Here is a 22440-nt window from a genome sequence, read left to right on the forward strand (position 1 = left end):
CTAACCTTGCATTTTTCTTTCTTCTAACCACTGAGATAACTTGCTTGCAAAAGCTTGTGGCTGTTCGAGGTGCACGCAGTGACCACTATCTGGAACAACTGCCAATGTCGAATGTGGAAGCTGTTGACATAGCCTATTTCCGATAGCCAGAAATTTTGGATCTTGCTCCCCAACCACATATAGAACTGGCTGCTTCAGAGTCGCCAATTCCGACCAATAATTTTTTTGCACACCTGTCCCCATCAACCACAAACTCATTGCCAAACCAAATTTATTCTGACTCAATCGCTCATTTCGAATCTTTTTTTGTATTTTTTTTGGTAACTTTTTTTGACTAGAAAACAATGGAATATTTTGCCAAAAATCCACAAAATCAACGAGAGACCCGCGCCATAATCGTAACGCTAATTTTTGGTCTGCCTCTTTTCGTTTTTTTCTTTCTCCTTCGTTGATTATTCCCGGAGTCCCCGCTTCTAAAATTACGCCGCAAAGATTATTTGGTTGCTCGATTGCCCAAACTAATGCGACTCTCGCCCCCATAGAATAGCCTAAAACATACCATTGTTTAATCTCTAACTCCTGTATCAACTGATTAAGGTCCTTCACTATTTCAGGCAGTTGATAACGCCACGGATGTACAAAAACACTTGACTCTCCATGCCCAAGCAAATCAATGAACAGAAAATTATATGCCGGATCTCGAAGCAACCGAAACGTTTGCTTTGTTCCAGTGAAACCATGTAAACAAACGACTGTCGCCTTTGAAGGATCATATTTTTGTTGCCAGCTATAAGCATAATTTACTCCACGAATAGTTTTATTCATTTATTTCACCGATTTTTTCTTGGTATTCAGCTATTATTTCTTGCCAAAGGTGCACCGGTTCATCTTGATTTCCAGCGACTTCAATCAATGTCCAACTATCAGTAACCCGGCTTTTCTCAATTGCACATTCAAACTCAGCTAAGGAAGTTGGTTTGACATATTGTCCATCGTACAAGTCAGCTACTTTGTCAAAATCTAATGAAAGTGGTGTTTCAAATAACGGAGTGAAATCTGTTTTATCTAGTTGTTTTTGTGGTAAAAAAGAAAAGATTCCACCACCATTATTATTGAGTAAGACAATCGTGACTGGCAACCGCAGTGAACGGATCATCTGTAATCCATTCATATCATGAAAAAGTGCCAAGTCACCAATCAATAAATAAGTCCGTTGCGTTGTAGCAGCTGAAATTCCGGCTGCCGTTGAAACAATTCCATCAATCCCATTGATTCCACGATTACCAAATACTGAATAAGAAGTTGTGCTACTCATTGCGTAGCGATCGACGAAACGAATAGCATTACTATTGGATAAAAAAAGTTGTTCATTGGATTGAAGTAGTTCACTCAGCTTCAAACTGGCACTGCTTTCATTGAATCCTTGAATCAATTCCTCTTTTTGAAGTACGACTTGGGCTATTTTTTCAGCTTGCTTCCAACCTTTTAGCCAACTGGAATCCTTCTGTTTTTCCAATGAAGTCATAGCTAGAGCCGATTGGCAAAAAGCGGAAATTGTGAAAGGTAAAAAGTAATTAGTCACGTGTAATAGGTCTTGCCACTGTTCTTGCTCATCGACTAAAACGAAAGTCGTCGTCTCAATAGCTAGTTTTTGCAAATATAGCAGGACATTTTTCGTAACTGGTAACCGACCAAAACGAATCACTACTTCTGGCTGTTTCAGCTTGTTGCTAGCAAAAATCAACTCAGCATGCTTCAAGTAGTTCTCGCTTTGTCTACCACAGGTTGCTAAATTAGTTAACGGATCACCAATGATTGGCCAACCTAATCCCTCAGCAAGCTGGATTAACATTTGTGCTTCTTTTACACTCACTTCATTTCCAACAATCAATAATCCATTTTTTTCGACCCATTTTGCAAGTTCAGGTATCGATTGGTCCACTGTTTCAGATTTCGTCAGTTTCTCACTTTTAAAAGATTGTTCTAACTGAAAGTCTAAATCTGGCAACAACGGCTCACGAAAAGGTAAATTAGCATGTACTGGTCCTACTGGTGTTTGCTGTGCAGTATACCCTAGCTGAATACCTTGCCAGTAACTATAACGTTGCATTGATTCCGAACCTTCCGGGACAGCTAACTCCACAAATTTTTTCACATGTGATCGATACAGTTCTTGTTGATTCATCGTCTGAGGTGCCCCCACTTCCCGTAGCTCTGGTGGGCGATCTGCTGTTAAAACAACCAGCGAATGATTGGTCTCTTTAGCTTCACAAATTGCTGGATAATAGTTTGCTGCTGCTGTTCCAGATGTACATAGTAGCCCAACCAATTCTTTTGCCACTCCTTTTGCCAAGCCTAAGGCAAAAAAGCCTGCAGAACGTTCATCAACATCAATGTAGCATGCAATTTCAGGATCGCGAAAAAGTAATAAAGCTAACGGAGTGGAGCGTGAACCCGGACTAATGACTACTTTTGTTAAGCCACCATCTTTCAATCCTTGAATAAAGGCTAACAGATACCCCGTTGTTTCTTGTTTACTCGTCATTGCCCTTCACTCCTCTAATCATTGGTTGGAACTTCAACATCGTTTCTAATCGTTCTGCTTCTGGATCGGAATCATCAACAATTCCACATCCGGCATATAATAACCCCTGATTTCCGCTAAAAACTCCCGAACGAATCCCCACTGCAAACTCACCGATATCTTCGGTTAAGTCAAGCCAGCCAATTGGTGCGCCATAAAGTCCTCGTCCGGCAGTTTCTTTTTCAGCCAACCAATGTAAAGCATCTACCTTGGGTTCTCCACCTAAAGCTGGCGTTGGATGCAATTCTCGAACAACATCTAATAAACTAACTTGTTCTTTTCTAGCGCCTGTAACAGCCACAAATAAATGCTGAATATCTCGGTTTTTTAAAAGACTTTTATTAGAAACGAATAGCTCTCCTTGCGTAAAATTTTCTAGCTGTTTCTTAATTCGTTCTACTACCACTTGATGTTCATACGAATTCTTAGAGTCTTTTAAAAGTTTTTCGCTATTTTTTTGATCTTCTAACTGATTCTCCCCTCGTGGAATCGACCCTGCGATGCCAGCTGTTGCAAACATCGTTTTACTTGCTTCAACGAGTCGTTCAGGCGTTGCACCGACAAAAGTTTGCTGTTTCGCTTCCAATGCAAAAACATAAGTGTTGGGTTGTTGACGCAACAAATTCGCAACAATAGTTTCGAGTGCGATATGCTTTCCCTCAACTTCCATTTGGCGTGCCAAAACAACTTTTCTAAGCGTTGAATTCTTTTTTTTGATTTCCTCGACACTTTCAGAAACCAAGGAAACAAACGCGTCAACATTCCGTTCTTTCGTATTTAAACTCATGCTTGAAGATTCTCTAGGAAGATGTCTGAGTAATTCTACAACTTGATTTTCCAACGAATCAAAGCGTTTTTTTAGTTTTTTAAAAAACTTTTTTTTACATTCACCTTTTTCTTGATAACAAGTCAACGTGACTACGCAGAGATTTTTTCTTTGAGTAAACAAAATTTCAGGTAATACAAAATAACCTTTTTCGAGCTTTCCCCAAAATAATTCTTTTGCACCTTTCCGATCAAACGGAAATGCACCGAATAAAATAGGCGATTCTTTTCGTTCACTTACCAAACAAAACTTTTTTAAAAACTCTTTTTTAAATCGTTCAATCATTCCAAAGTCTGTTTCTTCTTCAAAAAACTGCTTCACAGCGCCCAATCCAATATAGCCTAAGCTATGGTCTGGTGTTTGCCAAAAAAAGCGCGCACCCTGATAGTGATCTGTTTTAGCAAATAACTGCCCAAATGCTTGTAAGGGCAATTCATAACTATAGCTAAAGTAGCTTTTATCAGTTGAAGAAATTTCATCTTGCCAATTACTTAAGTTGATTTTCAATATAATTCACTCTTTCTTCTGTCAGAAATAGTCGTTTCAACGGTTTGCCACTCGCCGTTTTTGGAATACGCGACACACTAAAAATTTCACTAGGATGTTTGAACCTTGCGAGTGGTTGTAAAAGACTTGTCAATTCCTCAGTTGTTAAAGTAACCTCTTCTTTCACTACTAAATAGGCTACTGGTCTTTGTCCCCAGCGGTCGTCTTTACGCCCTACCACCACTGCTTCTTGTATCCACTCACTCTGAAGCAATGCAGCTTCGATTTCTGTTGGGTATATGTTTTCGCCACCTGAGATAATCAATTCACTCATTCGACTGTCCACATACAGAAAACCTTCTTCGTCCAGATGGCCTAAATCCCCCGTTCGGAACCAACCATCTTTCGTCCATGATACTTCCTCACGATAGTTTAAATAGTGACTAGCAATTGTCGGTCCCTTTAATAAAATTTCTCCAGTTGGTTGTTGGTCATATTTCATTTCAATTTTCAATTTGGTACCCATCAACGGCACACCAGCAGAACCTAATTTTTCTGATGCTTTTTCCGGTGATAAAGCAATCACTTGTGAACAAGTTTCCGTCATGCCATAAGACTGGATGACCAATAATTTTTTGGCTACACATTGACTTAGCGTGTCCCGATCAATTGGTCCACCACCCAACAACAATTTGGGAGCAGTAAGATATCCTTTTTCCGGAACAAGCGGTAAAAGGTCTTTTAGCATTATTGTCACAACTGAAAGACAGATTTTTCGTCCTTCTAGTAACTCTTCATGGATTCTTTTTGGAGAAAAATTCGTATGTAAACGAACACTAATGCCTAACACTAATGAACGCAATAAGATTGCTAAACCACTAATATGATACAATGGCAAGCAACAAATCCAGCTGTCAGACTCAGTAAGTTTCATGTTCATCTTGGTTGCTAAAGCACTCGCACGATGGTTTGCAAATGTTTGTGGAACACCTTTTGGTTTTCCTGTCGTTCCAGACGTATACATAATAGAAGCAATTTTTTCCTCATCATAACCAGAATCATGATAGTCAATTTCGTCCACCGCGGGCAATTGTCCTGGACTTGGAAATTCAAGTAAAAAACCAGTGACAGAAATAGGGACATGTTCTGCGATTAGCCACGAGGTTTTAGCATCAGCTAATTGAAATGTGATTTCCTCCGACGTTAAATGTACATTTAGGAACTGAACTTCAAGACCTAACTCCCACAAAGCCAAAATCGTCAAATAGCATTGCACTGAATTTTGACTATAAAGAGCTACTCTTTTTACGTTTTCAGGTATTTTTTCTGCAAAATAAGTTGCGTATCTTTGGACAGATTGGTTTAATGCAGCAAAAGACCAACTTTTATTTTCAAAATAAAAAGCTGGTCTAGTTGGATGAAGCTGTGCTTGTTGCTGCAACCAACTCCTCGGATGCGGTTTATGGGAATTTAGGGAATTGATCAAAATCTGGTTCTCGTTTTTCTTTAAAGGCATCGCGGCCTTCTTGTGCTTCATCCATAGTGTAATAAAGTAACGTTGCGTCACCAGCAAGTTGTTGAATCCCAGCAAGGCCATCCGTATCAGCATTCATAGCAGCTTTAATCATGCGTAGTGCCAACGGACTTTTTTGTAACATTTCTTCTGCCCACTCAATTGTGACATCTTCCACATCAGCTAATGGAACCACGGTATTGATCCAATTCATTGCTAAGGCTTCTTCAGCTGTGTATTGTTTGGTCATGAACCAGACTTCTTTTGCTTTTTTATGCCCAACAACCCGCGCTAAATAGCCAGCGCCATAGCCTCCGTCAAAACTACCAACATTCGGACCAGTTTGCCCGAATTTAGCATTATCAGCAGCAATCGTTAGATCACAAACCAGCTGCAACACATTTCCTCCACCAATCGACCAACCTTTAACCATTGCAATTACCGGTTTAGGAATCACGCGAATTAAGCGTTGTAAGTCAAGAACATTTAAACGTGGAACTTGATCATCACCGACGTAGCCACCGTTTCCTCGAACTTTTTGGTCACCACCTGAACAAAATGCCTGATCTCCAGCTCCAGTTAAAATAATGACGCCAATGTCTTGACGTTCACGACTAATTGTAAAAGCATCCATCATTTCAAAAACAGTTTTCGGGGTGAACGCGTTATGAACCTCTGGACGATTGATTGTAATCTTCGCGATTTTTCCATATTGTTCAAATAAAATTTCACTATATTCTTTAATTGTTTGCCATGTTCTCATGATTTTCCTCCTTTAATTCATCTTTTTTATTATACACAAGAACGAAAGAAAACGGTTAAAAACCCACGGAATTTTTAGTAATCTGTTATACTATGAAAAGAATGGAGTGATGCTTTTATGAATTTATTGGAACATTTACAAATAAAAACGCTAGAACTTTCTCCAGAAAAAGTTGTCTTAGCTTTAGACATCCACGCCATTCATTTGCAACCTTATGGCTATCTGCATGGCGGAATCAATGGTGTCCTGATTGAAACTGCTTGTAGCCTTGGCGCAAATCAACACTTAGAGGAACCTCATTTTGCTGTTGGTGTGGATCTGCAAGTAAATCATCTCAATAAAGCACAGACGGGTACTTTAACTGTCATTGCTGCGCCAGATAAAGTTGGACGTTCTTTACAAGTTTGGCAGGCAGAAATTTTTTTAGATCAACAAATAAAAACCGCAGTCGGACGTTGTACCTTAGCTGTCCAATAAAACAGGTGAAGCTTTCAAGTTATTTTTTGAAGAGCTTCACCTGTTTTTGTTTAGCAGAATGATTAATGGTTAACTATTACTGTTTGAACAGTTTGGTACATCACTAAAATGGCACAGAAAATCAATAAAATCCCCATAATTGCTGGTGCTGAATGTCCCAGTGAAACATATAGCTGTCCACCAATCAGCGGGCCGATAACTCTTGCTAACGATTGAATTGCTTGACTTCCACCCTGCACGCGTCCTTGCTCCTGTTGTGTCACTGCTTTAGATAATAAACCATTGAATGACGGTCCAAAAATTGAATCGCCAAAACCAAAAAGAAACATCCCGATAATGAATAGACTTGGTTGACGAAAGATTGCCGAACCGGCAATCAATAGATAACCAATGATTTCAGCCCCCATTCCTAAGATCACGATTTGATGGTCCGTGAGCCATTTTAATAGTCGAGGCATGATTACGCTTTGAGAAAAAATATCTTGGATACCAATTATTGAAAAAACTAAACCAATAACGGTTGGTTGCCAATGAAAAGCATCAATCGTAAATTGAGAGAATACCGCTTGAAATGCACCGTTTGGAATCCAAAGTAAAAAACCCGCGAACAATAGACGACTGACTTGTTTGATAGAAAGAATATTTTTTAACTGGATAAATGGATTTAGTCGACTAACAGGAATTGTTGTTAAGCGATTTTCTTTTGCTAAACTTTCTGGCATAAAGAAGTACCCAAATAAAAAATTAAGAAATGTCACAAAAGCACCAGCAAACATCGGGATTGCATAACCAAAATGAGCAAGTAGGCCACCAATCGTTGGTCCGAATACCACACCAACACCAGTAGCGGCACTAATCCAACCAAAATATTTTGTTCGTTCCTCAGTTGGAGTAATGTCAGAAAAGTAGGCAAAAATCGTACCGATCGTTCCGCCTGTGAACCCTTCAATTATCCGACCAAGAAATAAAATCCAAAGTGCACCACCTAAACCAAATACTGTGTACCCGATTGATGAACCTAACAAACAAATCAGCAACACAACTCGTCGACCAAACCGGTCACTTAATGCACCTAATCCGGGAGCTGCTAGAAAAACACAGATAGCATAAACAGAAGTCAATGCTGTCACTACCAATGCCTGATGAGCTGGATTACTGATATAAGGTTGAACTAAAAATGGAATCACGGGTGAAACAATCGTAAAACCCACACCTGAAAGAAAAACTGAGATCAAGCCAAAAAGAAAAGCCTTTTGGTCGATTTGTTTACGTGTATCATTTGTATTTTGTTGATTAGAAAACATAAAAACTCCTTTGTTAAAATATTATATTGTGTCCTAGGCAACAAAATATTATTCTTTTTTTGTGTCCTTGTCAACAATTTTTGCAAAAAAAAATAAAGCGAATGATTCGCTCTATTTTTTAAATCACGATCTTCACTCCTAAATTTACTTCTTATAAATCTAATTTTTCGATTTCCTGATTCAGGTGTTGGTCATATTTGACTAAAAACCGTGCTAATTCTTCATACTGTTGTTCCGTCACTTGATCAAAAATTGCTTGATCTCGTTTTTGAAATTCTTCATGTGTTCGCTCGTGCACATCAAAAACTGCTCGTCCCTTTTCTGTTAATTTGAAGTAAATTTCTTTCTTATTATCAGGTTTTTGGTAGCTTTCGATATACCCTTTTGTCACTAATTTTTTAGTTATTTTACTAATCGCACTTCTTGTCATAAACAATGAACTAGCAAGCTTAGTTACATTTGAATCCTGATTTTTTCCAATGAACTCGATACAGTGGACTTCCGATGGTTGGTAGCCTTCTAAACGTTTCTCCATTGTTAATTTATTCAACCATGCCATTTTACTGAAAACATTTCTTGCTTTATCCATAACGGCTGCACTTGTTTCCTCTTTACCCATTTTTTGTCCTCCCGTATGCTTCTTCCTATTTAGTATAGTGATTTTTTGAAGTTGATTCAACTACCCCCACTGCTTTTCAAAGCGAAAGAATTATTCGCCATACCTAACAAAAAATATAAACGGTAGTTAACATTACACAAAAATTAGGTTATAATGAATTACTTAGAAGAACGATTAAAACAAACTGTGTTTAGGATGTGAATAGATGAAACAAACAAAAAAGTTTATTTGGACTTACATAAAAATTCTTTTTGCTTTATTCATTTTAGGCGTAAGTATCAACTTATTTTTAGGTCCGCACCACGTAGCGGCTGGCGGTGTTAGCGGACTAGGAATTTTATTTGAATCAGCTTTCGGCATGAACCGCGCTTTAGTTATTCTGGCTTTGAATAGTCTCATGTTAGTGCTTGCCATTCTCTTTTTAGGTAAAAAATTATTTTTAAAAGTTCTTTTTGGTAGCATCGTCTTCCCACTTGTCATTGCCATCGTCCCAGAAACAATGGTGACTTCTGATCGCCTACTATCAGTTATTTTTGGTAGTGCTATTTTTGCCTTAGGTGTAGCAATTTTATACAACAACAATTCTTCTAGCGGCGGAACGACCATCCCTCCTTTGATTTTCAAAAAATATTTCCACTTGAATACGTCTATTGGTTTGCTGTTAACCGATGCTGTGGTAGTTTCTTTAAACTTACTTGTTTTTGGATTTGAAGAATTTCTTTATGCCATCCTTTCCATTGTTATTACTTCAATTGTTATGACTTATATCGAAACTGGTTTAAATCGTAAGAAATCAATTATGATCATGAGTGAGGATTCATTAGAAGAAATACGTGTTCGCTTAAGTGCAGAGATTGGACGTGGTTTGACTTTACTAGAAGCAAAAGGTGGCTATAACCGCAAGTCTAAAGAAGTCTTACTGATTGTCACAACGGATCAGGAATTCACTCGAATCAAACCATTGATCAAAGACATTGATCCCACTGCCTTCGTTATTGCAAGTAATGTCGCTGAAGTTACAGGTAGCGGGTTTACCTACCACCCGATTGAATGATCCCTTTTTATGCTTTTTTTAAGGTTTATTTCTTATTCTTAGGACATCCCAAAACTCCTAATTTTTTCCTTTCTTTTCTCAAAAAATAAGCAGAACTTATCTTTGGACTCAAAGTAAGTTCTGCTTATTTTGATTTCTGTTTAGCTAAATGATTTTCCATTGATAAATGTCGTATAAATATGTTCGTCTTCCGTAGATTCACCTTGGATCAATTGGATGATTTTTTCTGCTGCCAGCATTCCCCAACGATGTTTAGAATAAGAAATTGTTGCTAATGTTGGTGTCAAAAACTCTCCAATTTCGATATGGTCAAATCCAATTAGGCGGACATCTTTTCCTATTTCATACTGCGTTTCTTTGAAAAATTTATACACACCAACTGCCATTTCATCATTGAAAGCAAAAATATCAATTGGAAAATTTGGTTGGCTAGCTAAGATTTTCTTGGCTGCTTGATAACCAGAAGGCTCAGTAAAATCACCTTCAATTGTTTGATAATCAATACCAAATCGTTGTAGTTCTTTTGTGCTAGCGGCTAAACGCTGCTGACTATCATACGCTTTTGTTGAACCTGTAATCAAGTGAACAAATTTCGTCTGTTTCGCAACCATTTCACCGACTGCCAACGTTGCGCCACCTTTATTATCTAACAAGACTTTCCGAACGTGTTCATGAGAAAGTTTACGATCTAACACAACGATTGAATGCCCTCGCTGTGCAAACTGTAAAATTTCCTGTGAATCAAATGTCCAATCTAAAATAATCGCACCGTCAACCATTCGCTCTGGAATAAACAAATGAGATTTCTCTCCACTGCAAACAATCATCTCATAGTCATAAAAAGCTAGGCCTTTTTTGATACCATCTAATAATTCACCATAAAAACTGCCACCATAATCTGCTAAATAAACGCCGATAATATTCGTTTGTTGTCTTTTTAATGTACGAGCAGCCATATTAGGAACGTAGTTTAATTCATCCGCAATTGCTTTGATTCTTTCTCTCGTTTCTTCCGTCACCTTTTGGCTACCATTCAAAGCGTACGAAACAGTAGAGATGGACACTCCTGCTTTTTTTGCGATATCTTTAATTCCTACCATGTTGCTCATCTCCTAACAATAGATATCAATTCGATTTGTTGCTTGTAAATGTGCTAGAATCGCTTGGTTAGCTACTTTTAGTCCCCCGATTCGATAGGGATTCTCTTCATACTCGATTGGTAATTCTTGCTGGTTCAGTATCACTTTTGATTCATCTGAACCTAAATGGTAATGAATAGTAACTGGTTTTCCTAGTAATCGATAATGAAGGCTCAATTGGTCCAACTCAGTTGGCAATACTGGATCGAAGGTAACACTCTGACTTGTTTCTCGAATGCCCAAAACACTTGAAATCAATTGACCTAAATAAATTCCTGGGCCACTTGAATAAATACGCCAACCACCTTTTACTGGCACACTTCCATCTTTCAGTTTACCAAAATTTGATTCCGCTTCATACCTTGTTTTGAAATCTCCGTCAGAACTACTGAAATAGACATTCGCTTGTCGTAATTTTGCATGCTTTACTTGATTCGTTAAGCCAATAGGATTAATAATGTTAAGCCCATGCCAAGTTTCTTCTGCCTTGCCTAATTTCGCCATGGCTTCTGTAAAACGAATGTGTGCATGTACATATTGCAATCCAATTTCTCTCCCAAAATTAGCAGATTGCTCCGCTCGTTTGAAGTTGGTACTTACGCCACCTTGATAAGCCGCTGGACGATTCATCAGACGAACACCATCAGGAAACTGTAAATGTTTTTTGATAATGGCTAAATGATGTTCCGCTTGTTCTGGTGTCAACAATTCAGCAATCATTCCCCTAGTCATTGGCAACAAACGATAATGGATGCCCGTCTTTTGGTCGTTTGGATGAATCATCAATTCTACCTCGTTCTGCGAATTCATTCGAACAAAGCCTGGCAACGTGTCTGTTGTAAACATATATGTTTCATAATCCTGTTTTATTTTAGCAACTAATTTACTCAAATGCTGACTATAAGGCTGATCAACCTCTCTCAGTAACAAACTCAGCTTGTTAAGTACTTGATAAGTCAGTGCCACTGTCCAGCTGCTTGCCATTGATTTTTTTAATTGATTATCAAACGGTTGTAGCGTATCATCCCAATCACCATCACCGTAACAAGACAAAGCTGTCCCTGGCAAAAAGTGGGATTCAATGTAGTCAATTTCTTTCTTGATGTGCTCCAATAATGTTGCTGTTTCGTTTGTTTTCAAAAAAGTTTTACGATCAGTATAAGGAATATTTTCAGTTAGAATATCCCAGTCACTCGTTTTATCCAAGTAATCTGCGACAACTTTCATTGGCCAAACAATAACATCCCCATGACTCTCATCTGCTTTTTGTGTTTCATAACGATCAAACATAAACCATTGAGGCCAGTTTCCATCATCAGAGAATTGGTTAGCATAAACTTTTTTGATAATGGATGCCACAACTTCTGGTCGATTCACAGCAAAGAAAAATTCAGTTGGTCCTTGCGAAACATCTCTGGTGCCCCATGCGGCTCCGCCATATTGTTCCAAACCATGTGGAGATAAATAATGGACTAACATATTATGAGTGTACCAGCGTGCGAGGATATTCATTTGATCTACCGCTTGCGTTTCGTGCGTCAATTCAAAGTGATTCAGCAACGATTCAATTGCTTCTGTATATTGTTGGTCTTGCGCTGAAAGAGTTGTTACTTTAGCTGGCTCAAATTCACCTGTCAAACTTGCCTCGATTTTAACTGTCACAGTTGCTTGATTTTCAATCAGAAAAATAGTTAGTTTCTGTTCCTCTTTTGGAATGGCACAGAACAGTGATTCATCTGTCAACTGAAACGGTTGATCCAAAGTGAAGCGATAAGCGAGATCAGGGTAAGTTTGTTGTGTATCTGATTGTTCATTTCCTGTTACCGTCACCACTTGCTTATTCTGCTCCAGCTGGTAAGTTGGTCGTGCTTCATCGGCTCCCATTACCAGTTGGTTAGTAATCGCAAATGTATATTTTTTTCCTTTTTGACTATGGATCTCTGTTCGAATTTCACGGCCGTCAACTATGGTATAGGTCGTAATAGTCAAGAGATCATCATTTAATTTATAGTACCAAGTAGCTGAATTCAACCCCATCTCAAATAAAGAAGGCATTGTCAGAATTTGCCACTCATCTCCCTGTTTCAAATAAATTCTTTGACCAGATTCCTTGATAACATTTAAAGCATTTCGGCTGTTGCTCATCAATTTATTCATTGTCGTATTCCCCAGTACCACTTGGGAATTAAAAATTCCTGGCATATATACAGTTGTGCTTAATAATGGTCGATCAACATCTAAGTCAGTACCACTTAATAAGATATGCCCATGTGTCCGCTCCATTGCTCGCTCTTTTGCTTTGGTAACGACATGATGATAATTGGTTGTAAAGAAAGACAACAATTGCTGGTTTTCTTGTTCAACTTGTTTTTTTACAGGAAAATAGGTCAAGATTTCTTCTTCGGTCATTGTTTCACCAACAATCGGGTCACCGAGATGTTTCGTTACTTCTTTTCCGTCAGATGCGGGAAATGTGTTGTCAAAGTTTAACGAATGGTAAGCGGTGATAACTTCATCTATTGAAAAAACTGGTTTTGTTACAGCCGTCACTTGATTTTCCAGTGTCCCACCGTAAAAAACAATCCTTTGACTTTCCTGATCCACGATTAAGCGCTCTGACTGTAACGCAACATAAGCAAATTCATATTGATAAACTTCATTTGCTAAAAATGGTTGAGTCAATGCTTCTGGCTGGTTTGTTTCTTTATAACTCTGTCCAAAAAATTGATAACCGTCTGTTGAAAAAGCAATAGCATTCGTTAAACTTCCAATTTCAACTAAAGGATAATCTGCTCCTTGGATTTGATTTTGGCGCGAAGAAATCGTGATTTTATCATCAATTTTGGTAATGTGGTGATCTAAGTATTGAGACATATATGCCTCGTTCGAACGAACTGCTCCCGGTAATGCATTCCCTAAATCTTGTCCATAAATCACATCTGCTTGTTGTCCTGTTCCTTGCAAAGTGACTTGCCAAAACCACAAACCAGTGTTTGCTAATTGAAAGTCCACTTGATAATTAACTCCTGCAAATTGACCTTTCCATGTCAATTGCTTCTCTTTTTGGAAAAACTGACTATTCGCATTCGAACCAATCATTGGCGTAAATAAAATGGTTTCTTCTTGGTAAACTCTTAAATAAAGTTGAGTCAAACTACCATCCAAATAATTCCCCATTAGTTGGTTGATCATCATCTCATGACTTTTGATTTCTGCTAAATCACCTGTTGGCAGAAAAGAAAAACGGATATTTTTTTCTGTCAAATCAATCATTTTTTGTGTCATCATTTATTCTTCCTATCTATTTTTTTAAGTTGAAACGCACTGATGAAACTTCTCGGCTGTTTGGGCCAACCATTGCTTCAAACTCACCCGCATCACTGCTCGTTTCTTGGTTACTGTGTACATATCGTAAAAGCGACTCATCAATCGAAAAAGTTACTGTTTTCTCTTCAAAAGGTGCCAATCGTACTTTTTTGAACCCTTTCAACTCTTTGACTGGTCGAACAACTTCACCAACTAAATCACGAATATAGAGCTGAACCGTTTCTTCTCCCGCATAAGCCGATTGGTTTTTGATTGCAACAGAAACCGTGAGCTCTGTTGTCGGTGTCAACTCATCACTAGTTAAAGAAATTTCTGAATAACGAAAATCGCTATAACTTAAGCCAAATCCAAAAGGATATTTTGCCTCATTTGAAACATCTAAATATTTTGAAACATATTTTTCATCAGGTGTGGTCTCAAATGGACGACCGGTGTTATCACAGTTATAATAAATCGGTACTTGACCAACTGTTTCAGGAAAAGACATGCTCAATCGCCCACTTGGATTATATTTTCCCCAAAGAATTTCTGCTAAAGCTCGTCCTCCTTCTGTCCCAGGGAACCAGGCTTCAATGATTCCTTTTGCTGCATCAATTCCTCGTAAATCCAAGGGACGACCATTATATAAAGTGACAACAACTTGGTCATTTACTTGCAAAACTTGTTGGAAAAAGGCTAATTGCGCTCTCGGTAAACGAATATCACTACGACTCGCTGCTTCGCCACTCATTTCTTCTAGTTCGCCTAATGCGATAACAACTTTATCTGCTTGTTTTGCTAACAATAAAGCCTCTTGAATCGCCACAGTCGTCGGTTCTAAATAGTCAAATACTTCGTTTCCAATTAACAATCTATTGCTTAAACTTCTGGCACCTTCGACTAGTGAAATGGCTTCTTCCGATTTTCCTTGCCAAGACCACGCGCCTAAAATTTTCTTAGAAGCAGCAGCTGGACCAACAACAGCGATGGTTTCCTCTTTTTTAAAAGGTAAGATGTCATCATTTTTCAATAACACCATTGATTTTTTAGCAATCTCACATGCGATTGCTCGATGTTCATTTGATAGAACGATTTCTTTTTCTTTTACTGGATCTGCACCACGAAATGGTTGTTCAAATAAACCTAACTCATTTTTCAATTCTAAAATTCGAACGACAGCTTCATCTAATAATTCGACCGGAACTTGACCTTCTTCAATCAACTCGCTTAAATAATTGCTATAGCAAGTCGTCATCATCTCAATGTCTACTCCAGCTATTAATGCTTGCTTGGCTGCTTCTTTCTCGTCTTTTGCTACACCGTGCGGAATCAGTTCCTTGACCGCTCCCCAATCAGAAATCACAACACCTTGAAAATCAAATTCCTTCCTGAGAATTTCTCTAAACAACCACTTATTCCCTGTCGCTGGAATACCATCCACGGTGTTAAAAGAAGTCATTACTACCTTAGCCCCCGCTTCTAGTGCAGCTTGATACCCAGGAAGATAACTCTCTCTCAGTTGGCGTTCCGACATGTTCACTGTGTTATAATCACGACCAGCAATTGCTGCTCCATAAGCTGCAAAATGTTTAACACAAGCAGCCACTCGGAAAAAGTCTTCTTTCAAATGCTCTCCTTGGTATCCTTTCACAAAACGTTCGGCAAAACGACTATTTAGAAATGAATCTTCTCCAGTTGATTCCATCACTCTACCCCAGCGAGGATCTCGAACTAAGTCAACCATTGGTGAAAAAGTCACGTGTAACCCAGACACAGCGGCTTCTTTTGCTGAAATCTCTGCCATCTTTTCAGCAGCATCCAGATCCCATGAACTCCCTAAACCTAATGGAATTGGGAAAATCGTTCGAAACCCGTGAATGATATCTGCCATCAAAATAGTAGGGATACCCAACCGATTTTTTTCTAAATATTTTTTTTGGATTCGGATGGCTTCTTCTGCACCCGAAACACCTAGTGTCGTCCCTGCATTGGCAATCGTTGTCTCGGTTAAACCTAAATCAGCCATTGGACCTGTTCGTTCTTCTGCGTTTTCTGAATAAAATTCAGCCGCTAATTGTAACAGTTGATCGATTTTTTCTTCTAACGTCATTTTTTTGAGTAAATCCAGAATCTCTTGTTGCTTCATACGTAAGCTCCTCTATTTATTACCAGACACATTGTACCCATCTAGAATATATTTTTGTAAAAACATAAAGATAATGATGATTGGCACGACCATAAAAGCAGAACCTGCCATTTGTAACGCATAATTGTTTGCATATTGTCCTTTTAATAACTGCAATCCAACTGATAACGTGTAGTATTTTTCATCACTTGCCATAATCAATGGCCATAAGAATGAGTTCCAACCACCAATAAACGTTGCAATTCCTTGAACAGCTAAGACGGGTTTAGAAATTGGTAAAATGATTCTCGTAAAAATAAACCATTCACTTGCTCCATCCAAACGCGCAGCTTCTAATAATTCATTTGAAATTGCCGACATGAACTGTCGGAACAAGAAAATACCATATGCGCCAACTAAACCGGGTAAGACGATCCCTGGCATCGTATTAGTTAAATTCATTGAATTCATAATTAAGTAAACGGGTATCATTGTCACTTGACCAGGAATCATCATCGTGGCTAACACTAGATAAAAAAGTGGTTCTCTGCCCTTAAACTTGTACTTAGCAAAACCAAAACCTGCCATGGCATTAAAAACCATTCCTAAAAAGGAAAAGGCGACAACAATCAGTGTATTTTTCAAATAGGTTGTAAAATCAAACGCATTGAACAATTCAATAAAGTTATCTAAACTAGCTTTTTCTGGAAAGATTTTTGGTGGAAATTGCATGATTTCCATATCCGTTTTCAAGGAAGATAACAACATCCAAATAAACGGCAGCATCCAAACTAGCGCACCAATTGCTAGAACCAGACCCATAACAAATTTTGCTCGTTGATTGCTTTGTAATTCTTTATTCATAACAGTCACACCTTTACAGTTGATTTTCAAAATTGCGTTTTTGCATTCTAAACTGGAATAAAGTAACTAGGATAATCACTGCAAACAAAATAAATGACCCCGCAGCAGCATAACCAAACTTACTGAATTGGAACCCATTACGATAAATGAATAACGCAACTGAAGTCGTGCTATCTAGTGGTCCACCATTCGTCATTACAAATGGTTCTTCAAAAAATTGAAGCCAGCCGATTAAAGTTGTCACCGTTACAAAGAAAGTTGAAAAACGTAATGATGGTATCGTGATATAAAAAATCTGGGCTTTTTTTGAAGCTCCGTCTAATGATGCTGCTTCATATAATTCTTTGGGAATCCCTTGAATTGCTGCCAAAAAGATCAACATGTTCGCTCCAACCGCTCGCCAAACTCCCAAGATGATCAAAGAGATTTTTGCGATTGTTGGATCTGTTAACCAAGGCACAGATGGCAAATGTACTAAAGACAGCAGATAGTTCAAGAAACCAAAACTTGGATTGTAAAGGTAACTAAACACCACTGCAACAGCGACCACGTTGGTAATTGCTGGCGTGTAAAAAATCATTCGAAAAGCTGAAAATATTTTATTTTTTCCAAAGTTAATCATCAATGCTAAACCCAATGACATGACAATGACCAATGGTACACCTAAAACAACATAAAAAATCGTATTTTGAATGCTTTTTAAAAACACTGGATCGCTGATGATTTCTTGATAGTTATCGAATGAAACAAAATTGATTTTTGACCAATCAGCTAATCCTACCAAGCTCATATCAGTAAAACTAATAAAAAAAGCGACAAAAATCGGAATGATTGAAAAAAGCAAAAGTAAAAGAAGTGCAGGTGCAATAAATAAGTAAGGTGCTTTAAGTGTTCGACTTTTTTTCACTTTCAGGACTTCCTTTCTAGAATGGTGAAAGCCAACATGATTGCTAAAATTGAGAAACAACCATTAGATTCTTTCGCCGGTTTAATTGAATAAATCGACCTGAGATCGCGACATGAGCTGCTGATCTCAGGCCAATAAACTATTTATTTAGTAAAGTTTCTGTTTCTTGATTAAATGAATCCATTTCTTTTTGAACATCTTGACCACCTAGGTAGATTTGTTCAAAATGCTTCAAATAGTTTTGTGCGATTTCTTCAAATTGTGTAATCAATGGCATTGGTTCTGAATTAAGTAATTGTTCGTTGAAGACACTGTAAATTGGATCATCTTTCAGTTCAGGATTTTCCCAAGTCTTTTTAGCTGTTGGAAGTGCATCTGTCAAATGCATCCACTCTAACTGATTATCTGGCTGTGCCATAAAGTTAATAAATTTCGCCGCGTCATCTTTTTTCTCTGAGTATTCAAAAATAGTTAAGTTTGAACCGCCCATAGATGAGATATTGTTTTCTTTACTAGGTAATGGTGCAATTGCCCATTTTCCATCAATATCTGGAACAGTATCTTTCACTGTTTTTGCCATCCATGGCCCACTAATGAACATTGGAACCATTGCATCACCAGAAAATGTTTGACTGACATCTAAACCAAGATCTTGTTTAGGTGCATAGCCTTTTTGGATAAAATTGTTCAAGTATGCAACACTCTCAACAAATGGTGCTTGATCAAATTCCGGTTGGTCATCTTTAATCAAAGGTGAGCCATTTTGCCGTGCAAACATGAATCCTAGCGTTTGTTCCTTGGAATCAATGTTGATTCCATATTTATCTTCTCCACGTGCTGCTAATTTTTTCGCAGCATCCGTTAATTCTTCCCAAGTTTTCGGTGGCTCTTTATACCCCACTGACTCTAAGATATCTGTTCGATAAAATAAAACACGTGTTTCTGCTGCCCAAGGAATGCCATAAGACTTTCCATCAAATTGTGTCGTTTCTACAGAACCTTCATAAAAATTATCTGGATTCATTGCATCATACTTATCAATGTAACTTGACATATCAGCTAATGCACCAGCTTCTTGAAATTCAGGCATCCAAGTTGTTCCCATTTGTAAAACATCTGGACCACTCTTTGAAGCTACAGCCGTTAATAATTTGTCATGCGCATTTGACCATGGGATAGACTGAATTTTCACTTCAATCCCCGTTTCATCTGTAAATTTATCCGTCATTTTTGATAACTGCTTTACTTCATCCCCCATTCCCCAAATATTTAAAACTTCGCTATCTTTTGCTGAATTATTGCTTGAACCACATGCCGCCAATCCACCGAGTGCCATTACAGCTGTCAATCCTAATAAGCCAATTTTCTTTGATAGTTTCATTTTTTACTCCTCCATTTTTAGTGAAACGTTTCTATAGGGAGAAGTATACTAGCTTGTTTTTGATTTGTAAAGCGCTTTCTAAAATATTTTTTCCAGAAAAAAAGGATTGAATGCTCAATTTTTTTGATTATAATAAAAGCTGAATCATAAAATAGTATAAACTTTATTGATCAGCATCTAGAAACGTTTCACTAGAAAGGAGCTTTTTATGCATAAAAACAATAAAGATAACGTACCTTGGTGGCAATCAGCAGTTTTTTATCAAATCTACCCAAAGAGTTTTCAAGACAGCAATCATGACGGAATTGGTGATATCAAAGGAATCATCTCTCGTCTCCCCTACTTACATCAACTAGGAATTGATGCTATTTGGTTATCACCTATTTATTCCTCTCCTAATGTTGATAATGGTTATGATATTGATAACTATTATGAAATTTTAGCTGAATTCGGAACAATGAAGGACGTTGAACAATTAATTGCTAAAGCGAAAACTTTTGGGATACAAATCATTATGGATTTAGTTGTTAATCATACGTCTGATCAGCATCCCTGGTTTTTAGAAGCAGAAAAAGGAAATAAAAAGTATCAAGATTATTATGTTTGGCAGAAAGAACCACCTAATGATCTTCAGTCTTTTTTTGGTGGGACAGCTTGGGCATTCAACGAAAAGCAAAATCGTTATTACTTACATCTATTTTCAAAAAATCAGCCAGATTTAAATTGGGAAAATCCTAATATGCGAGAAGATATTTGGAAAATGATGCGTTTTTGGATCGACAAAGGAATTGGTGGTTTTCGATTAGATGTCATTGATTTAATTGGAAAACAACCTGAAAAAGAAATCTTAGGTGACGGACCAAACTTACACATCTATCTCCAAGAAATGTATCATGAGGCCTTAAAAGAAAAAGATTTAGTCACTATTGGCGAGACAGGAAGTGTGACTCCTGAAACGGCACCATTATATACGGCACCAGAAAGAAACGAACTTTCCATGGTCTTTCAATTCCAACACATGGCATTAGATGAGCAGACCGGACGCTCAAAGTGGGCACTCAAAAAGTTAAGTATTCCTGAACTAAAAAAGGTACTTTCAAAATGGCAAACAGCTCTGCCTGAAAATGCTTGGAATAGTTTATTTTGGAGCAATCACGACCAGCCTCGGATTTTGTCTCGTTGGGGCGATGAAAACTATTCTTTAGAGAGCGGGAAAATGTTAGCAATCCTGCTCCACCTGATGCGCGGGACGCCATTTATTTATCAAGGCGAAGAAATCGGTATGACGAATTTCCCGATTCATTCCGCCAAACAAATTCAAGATATCGAAAGTCAAAATTTTTATCAAGATCAACAAAAAGCAGGGATAGCTAAAGAAAAGATTCTTGAATCAATCAATACCAAAGGTCGTGACAATGCGCGTACACCTATGCAGTGGGACGATACGATCTTTGGAGGATTCTCACCTGTTTCTCCTTGGTATCCAATCAATCCTAATCACAAGCAAATCAATGTTGCAGCAAATTTAAAAAATCCTGATTCACTTTTCTATACGTATCAAAAACTGATTCTTTTGCGTAAAAAAAATCCGATTATTATTTGGGGAAGCTATGAGTTATTAAATACTGCTCCTACAATTTTTGCCTATAAAAGAAGTTATAAACAAGAGACTTGGTTAGTCTGTGCAAATTTTTCAGATCAAGAGACCTTCTATTCCTTTTCTGGAAAACCAGAAACAACAATTATTAGTAATTACAATGTGACATATTCTTCAATTGACAACCTTAACTTACGTCCATACGAAACTTTTGTTGTAAAACTTAAACCTTGAACACTCTGCTATTTTTCTATTTACGATTTTAGTAACTAGAAAAATAGCCGTTTTTATTTATAGCAAAATACTTTCAAAAGTAACCGCTAACCATCCTTTTTATTTTGTCATTTTAATTTACCAAATAACTGTTTGATTATCAGAGATAATATAGTAAAATTATTTAATAAAAAAGTTATTTTAAGTTCAAATTTAAATAACTTTCACATGACAAAGTGGCGACTATCGCTACCTGCCAATAAGTGGGAGCAAAAATTATTTAGGAGGAAAAAATGAAAAAGAAAAACGGGATAACTTGGTTGTTTTGGGGGATTGGAATGATTTTATTCATTCAATCAGTAATCAATAGGGAGATAACCACTTCGATGACACTTGGTACCTTACTCTTCGCATTAGCTGGTTGGCAATTAAAACAAATGCCAAGAGGTCAGCGAAAAAAATGGTTGCTTCCCATCATCTTTTCTCTTTCACTGATTATTGGTGCATGTGGAACCGGATCGGCTGTAACTACAGAAACTACCAGTAGTTCGACTCACATAACCAAGTCATCAAAAACAAGTGAATCATCAACGAAAGATACCACCGAGATTTCAAAAGAAAAGGCTAAGCAAAAAGAACTAGAAAAATTAACCAAACATGCACAACAAGAAGTTGAAAAAGCGGAAAAAGAACCAACCAGAGAGCAACTAAAAGTTGCGCTAGCAGCGATTGAAAAAATTCCCGGTGGAAGCAGTACATTAACTGAACGAGCAAATAAGGTTGAACAGACTATCGTCACTGCAGAAAAAAAGGGGGAAGAAGAAAAACGCGTTGCTGAGGAAAAAGCCGCAGAAGCTAAACGTGTCGCTGAAGAACAACGAGTTGCCGAAGAAAAAGCTGCCGCTGAAGCCAAACGTGTCGCTGAGGAACAGGCTGCTGCGGAAGCTAAACGTGTTGCCAATGAGCAAGCTGCTGCGGAAGCTAAGCGGATTGCTGAGGAACAAGCAGAACAAGCCAGAATCGCTGAGGAACAAGCTGCCGCTGCTCAAGCTGCTGCTCAACAAAATCAAAATCAGCAAATGGTTTATATTGCGCCTGACTCTGGTCGAAAATATCATTACGATCCAAATTGTCGAGGTCTAAATAATGCAAATTCGGTTGTAAGTATTCCACTGTCTGAAGCACAAGGTTCATATGGGTTATGTGGTTTTGAAGACTAGAAATTAAAATTGAACCACACGTTTTGTGCGTGGTTTTTGCATTCTTTACGAGTAAAACGAGC

17 protein-coding genes are annotated in these 22440 nt (G+C 37.9%); 4 read left to right on the forward strand and 13 right to left on the reverse strand.

Annotation, left to right across the window (positions count from 1 at the left end):
- The 5 genes from menH to menB are packed head-to-tail and all read right to left on the reverse strand — an operon-like array spanning window position 1 to window position 6172.
- Window positions 1–825 (reverse strand): 2-succinyl-6-hydroxy-2,4-cyclohexadiene-1-carboxylate synthase, encoded by an 825-nt coding sequence (menH, locus tag DOK81_RS03445; protein ID WP_206908057.1) that lies wholly within the window; start codon window positions 823–825, stop codon window positions 1–3.
- On the reverse strand, window positions 818–2545 hold the full coding sequence (menD, locus tag DOK81_RS03450) for a 2-succinyl-5-enolpyruvyl-6-hydroxy-3-cyclohexene-1-carboxylic-acid synthase (RefSeq protein ID WP_206908058.1): 1728 nt from the start codon (window positions 2543–2545) through the stop codon (window positions 818–820). Before menD ends, menH begins: the two co-directional genes overlap by 8 nt.
- On the reverse strand, window positions 2535–3917 hold the full coding sequence (locus DOK81_RS03455; RefSeq protein WP_242589876.1) for an isochorismate synthase: 1383 nt from the start codon (window positions 3915–3917) through the stop codon (window positions 2535–2537). The genes menD and DOK81_RS03455 overlap by 11 nt, the downstream gene beginning before the upstream one ends.
- Window positions 3898–5412, reverse strand: a complete 1515-nt coding sequence (gene menE / locus DOK81_RS03460) for an o-succinylbenzoate--CoA ligase (protein ID WP_206908061.1) — start codon at window positions 5410–5412, stop codon at window positions 3898–3900. Before menE ends, DOK81_RS03455 begins: the two co-directional genes overlap by 20 nt.
- Entirely contained in the window at window positions 5357–6172 is an 816-nt protein-coding gene (gene menB, locus DOK81_RS03465; protein WP_206908062.1) for a 1,4-dihydroxy-2-naphthoyl-CoA synthase, read from the reverse strand. The genes menE and menB overlap by 56 nt, the downstream gene beginning before the upstream one ends.
- A gap of 117 nt (window positions 6173–6289) precedes the next feature.
- On the opposite strand from menB, the gene DOK81_RS03470 reads away from it, so the two are divergent.
- Window positions 6290–6649 carry a PaaI family thioesterase gene (locus DOK81_RS03470; protein WP_206908064.1) on the forward strand — a complete coding sequence of 120 codons (360 nt, stop codon included), beginning with the start codon at window positions 6290–6292 and terminating at the stop codon, window positions 6647–6649.
- 62 nt (window positions 6650–6711) lie between these two features.
- On the opposite strand, the gene DOK81_RS03475 is transcribed toward DOK81_RS03470, so the two are convergent.
- Together DOK81_RS03475 and DOK81_RS03480 are read right to left on the reverse strand one after the other, a co-directional pair.
- Window positions 6712–7953, reverse strand: a complete 1242-nt coding sequence (locus tag DOK81_RS03475; protein WP_206908066.1) for an MFS transporter — start codon at window positions 7951–7953, stop codon at window positions 6712–6714.
- A gap of 151 nt (window positions 7954–8104) precedes the next feature.
- The gene (locus DOK81_RS03480) at window positions 8105–8572 is read right to left on the reverse strand and encodes a MarR family transcriptional regulator (protein ID WP_206908075.1); all 468 of its coding nucleotides are present in this window, start codon (window positions 8570–8572) and stop codon (window positions 8105–8107) included.
- A gap of 205 nt (window positions 8573–8777) precedes the next feature.
- On the opposite strand from DOK81_RS03480, the gene DOK81_RS03485 reads away from it, so the two are divergent.
- On the forward strand, window positions 8778–9626 hold the full coding sequence (locus DOK81_RS03485) for a YitT family protein (protein ID WP_206908077.1): 849 nt from the start codon (window positions 8778–8780) through the stop codon (window positions 9624–9626).
- Window positions 9627–9766: 140 nt separating this feature from the next.
- Here the strand turns inward: DOK81_RS03485 and DOK81_RS03490 are convergent, their stop codons facing one another.
- From DOK81_RS03490 to DOK81_RS03515, 6 genes are all read right to left on the reverse strand, one after another.
- Window positions 9767–10726, reverse strand: a complete 960-nt coding sequence (locus DOK81_RS03490) for a LacI family DNA-binding transcriptional regulator (protein ID WP_206908079.1) — start codon at window positions 10724–10726, stop codon at window positions 9767–9769.
- Window positions 10727–10738: 12 nt separating this feature from the next.
- Complete coding sequence (locus DOK81_RS03495; protein ID WP_206908266.1) at window positions 10739–14050, reverse strand: cellobiose phosphorylase; 3312 nt, start codon at window positions 14048–14050, stop codon at window positions 10739–10741.
- A gap of 16 nt (window positions 14051–14066) precedes the next feature.
- Window positions 14067–16217 carry a glycoside hydrolase family 3 N-terminal domain-containing protein gene (locus DOK81_RS03500; RefSeq protein ID WP_206908081.1) on the reverse strand — a complete coding sequence of 717 codons (2151 nt, stop codon included), beginning with the start codon at window positions 16215–16217 and terminating at the stop codon, window positions 14067–14069.
- 12 nt (window positions 16218–16229) lie between these two features.
- A complete protein-coding gene (locus DOK81_RS03505) occupies window positions 16230–17060 on the reverse strand; it encodes a carbohydrate ABC transporter permease (RefSeq protein ID WP_206898053.1) in 831 nt (276 codons plus the stop codon).
- A gap of 13 nt (window positions 17061–17073) precedes the next feature.
- A complete protein-coding gene (locus DOK81_RS03510; RefSeq protein WP_206908083.1) occupies window positions 17074–17967 on the reverse strand; it encodes a sugar ABC transporter permease in 894 nt (297 codons plus the stop codon).
- 139 nt (window positions 17968–18106) lie between these two features.
- The gene (locus tag DOK81_RS03515) at window positions 18107–19348 is read right to left on the reverse strand and encodes a sugar ABC transporter substrate-binding protein (RefSeq protein ID WP_206908084.1); all 1242 of its coding nucleotides are present in this window, start codon (window positions 19346–19348) and stop codon (window positions 18107–18109) included.
- 208 nt (window positions 19349–19556) lie between these two features.
- On the opposite strand from DOK81_RS03515, the gene DOK81_RS03520 reads away from it, so the two are divergent.
- Complete coding sequence (locus tag DOK81_RS03520; RefSeq protein ID WP_206908086.1) at window positions 19557–21179, forward strand: alpha-glucosidase; 1623 nt, start codon at window positions 19557–19559, stop codon at window positions 21177–21179.
- 272 nt (window positions 21180–21451) lie between these two features.
- Window positions 21452–22378 (forward strand): hypothetical protein, encoded by a 927-nt coding sequence (locus DOK81_RS03525; RefSeq protein ID WP_206908087.1) that lies wholly within the window; start codon window positions 21452–21454, stop codon window positions 22376–22378.
- The last annotated feature ends 62 nt before the right edge of the window (window positions 22379–22440 follow it).

Origin of the sequence: Enterococcus sp. DIV0660C (assembly GCF_017316125.1) — a bacterium.
Classification (GTDB): Bacteria; Bacillota; Bacilli; order Lactobacillales; family Enterococcaceae; genus Enterococcus_B.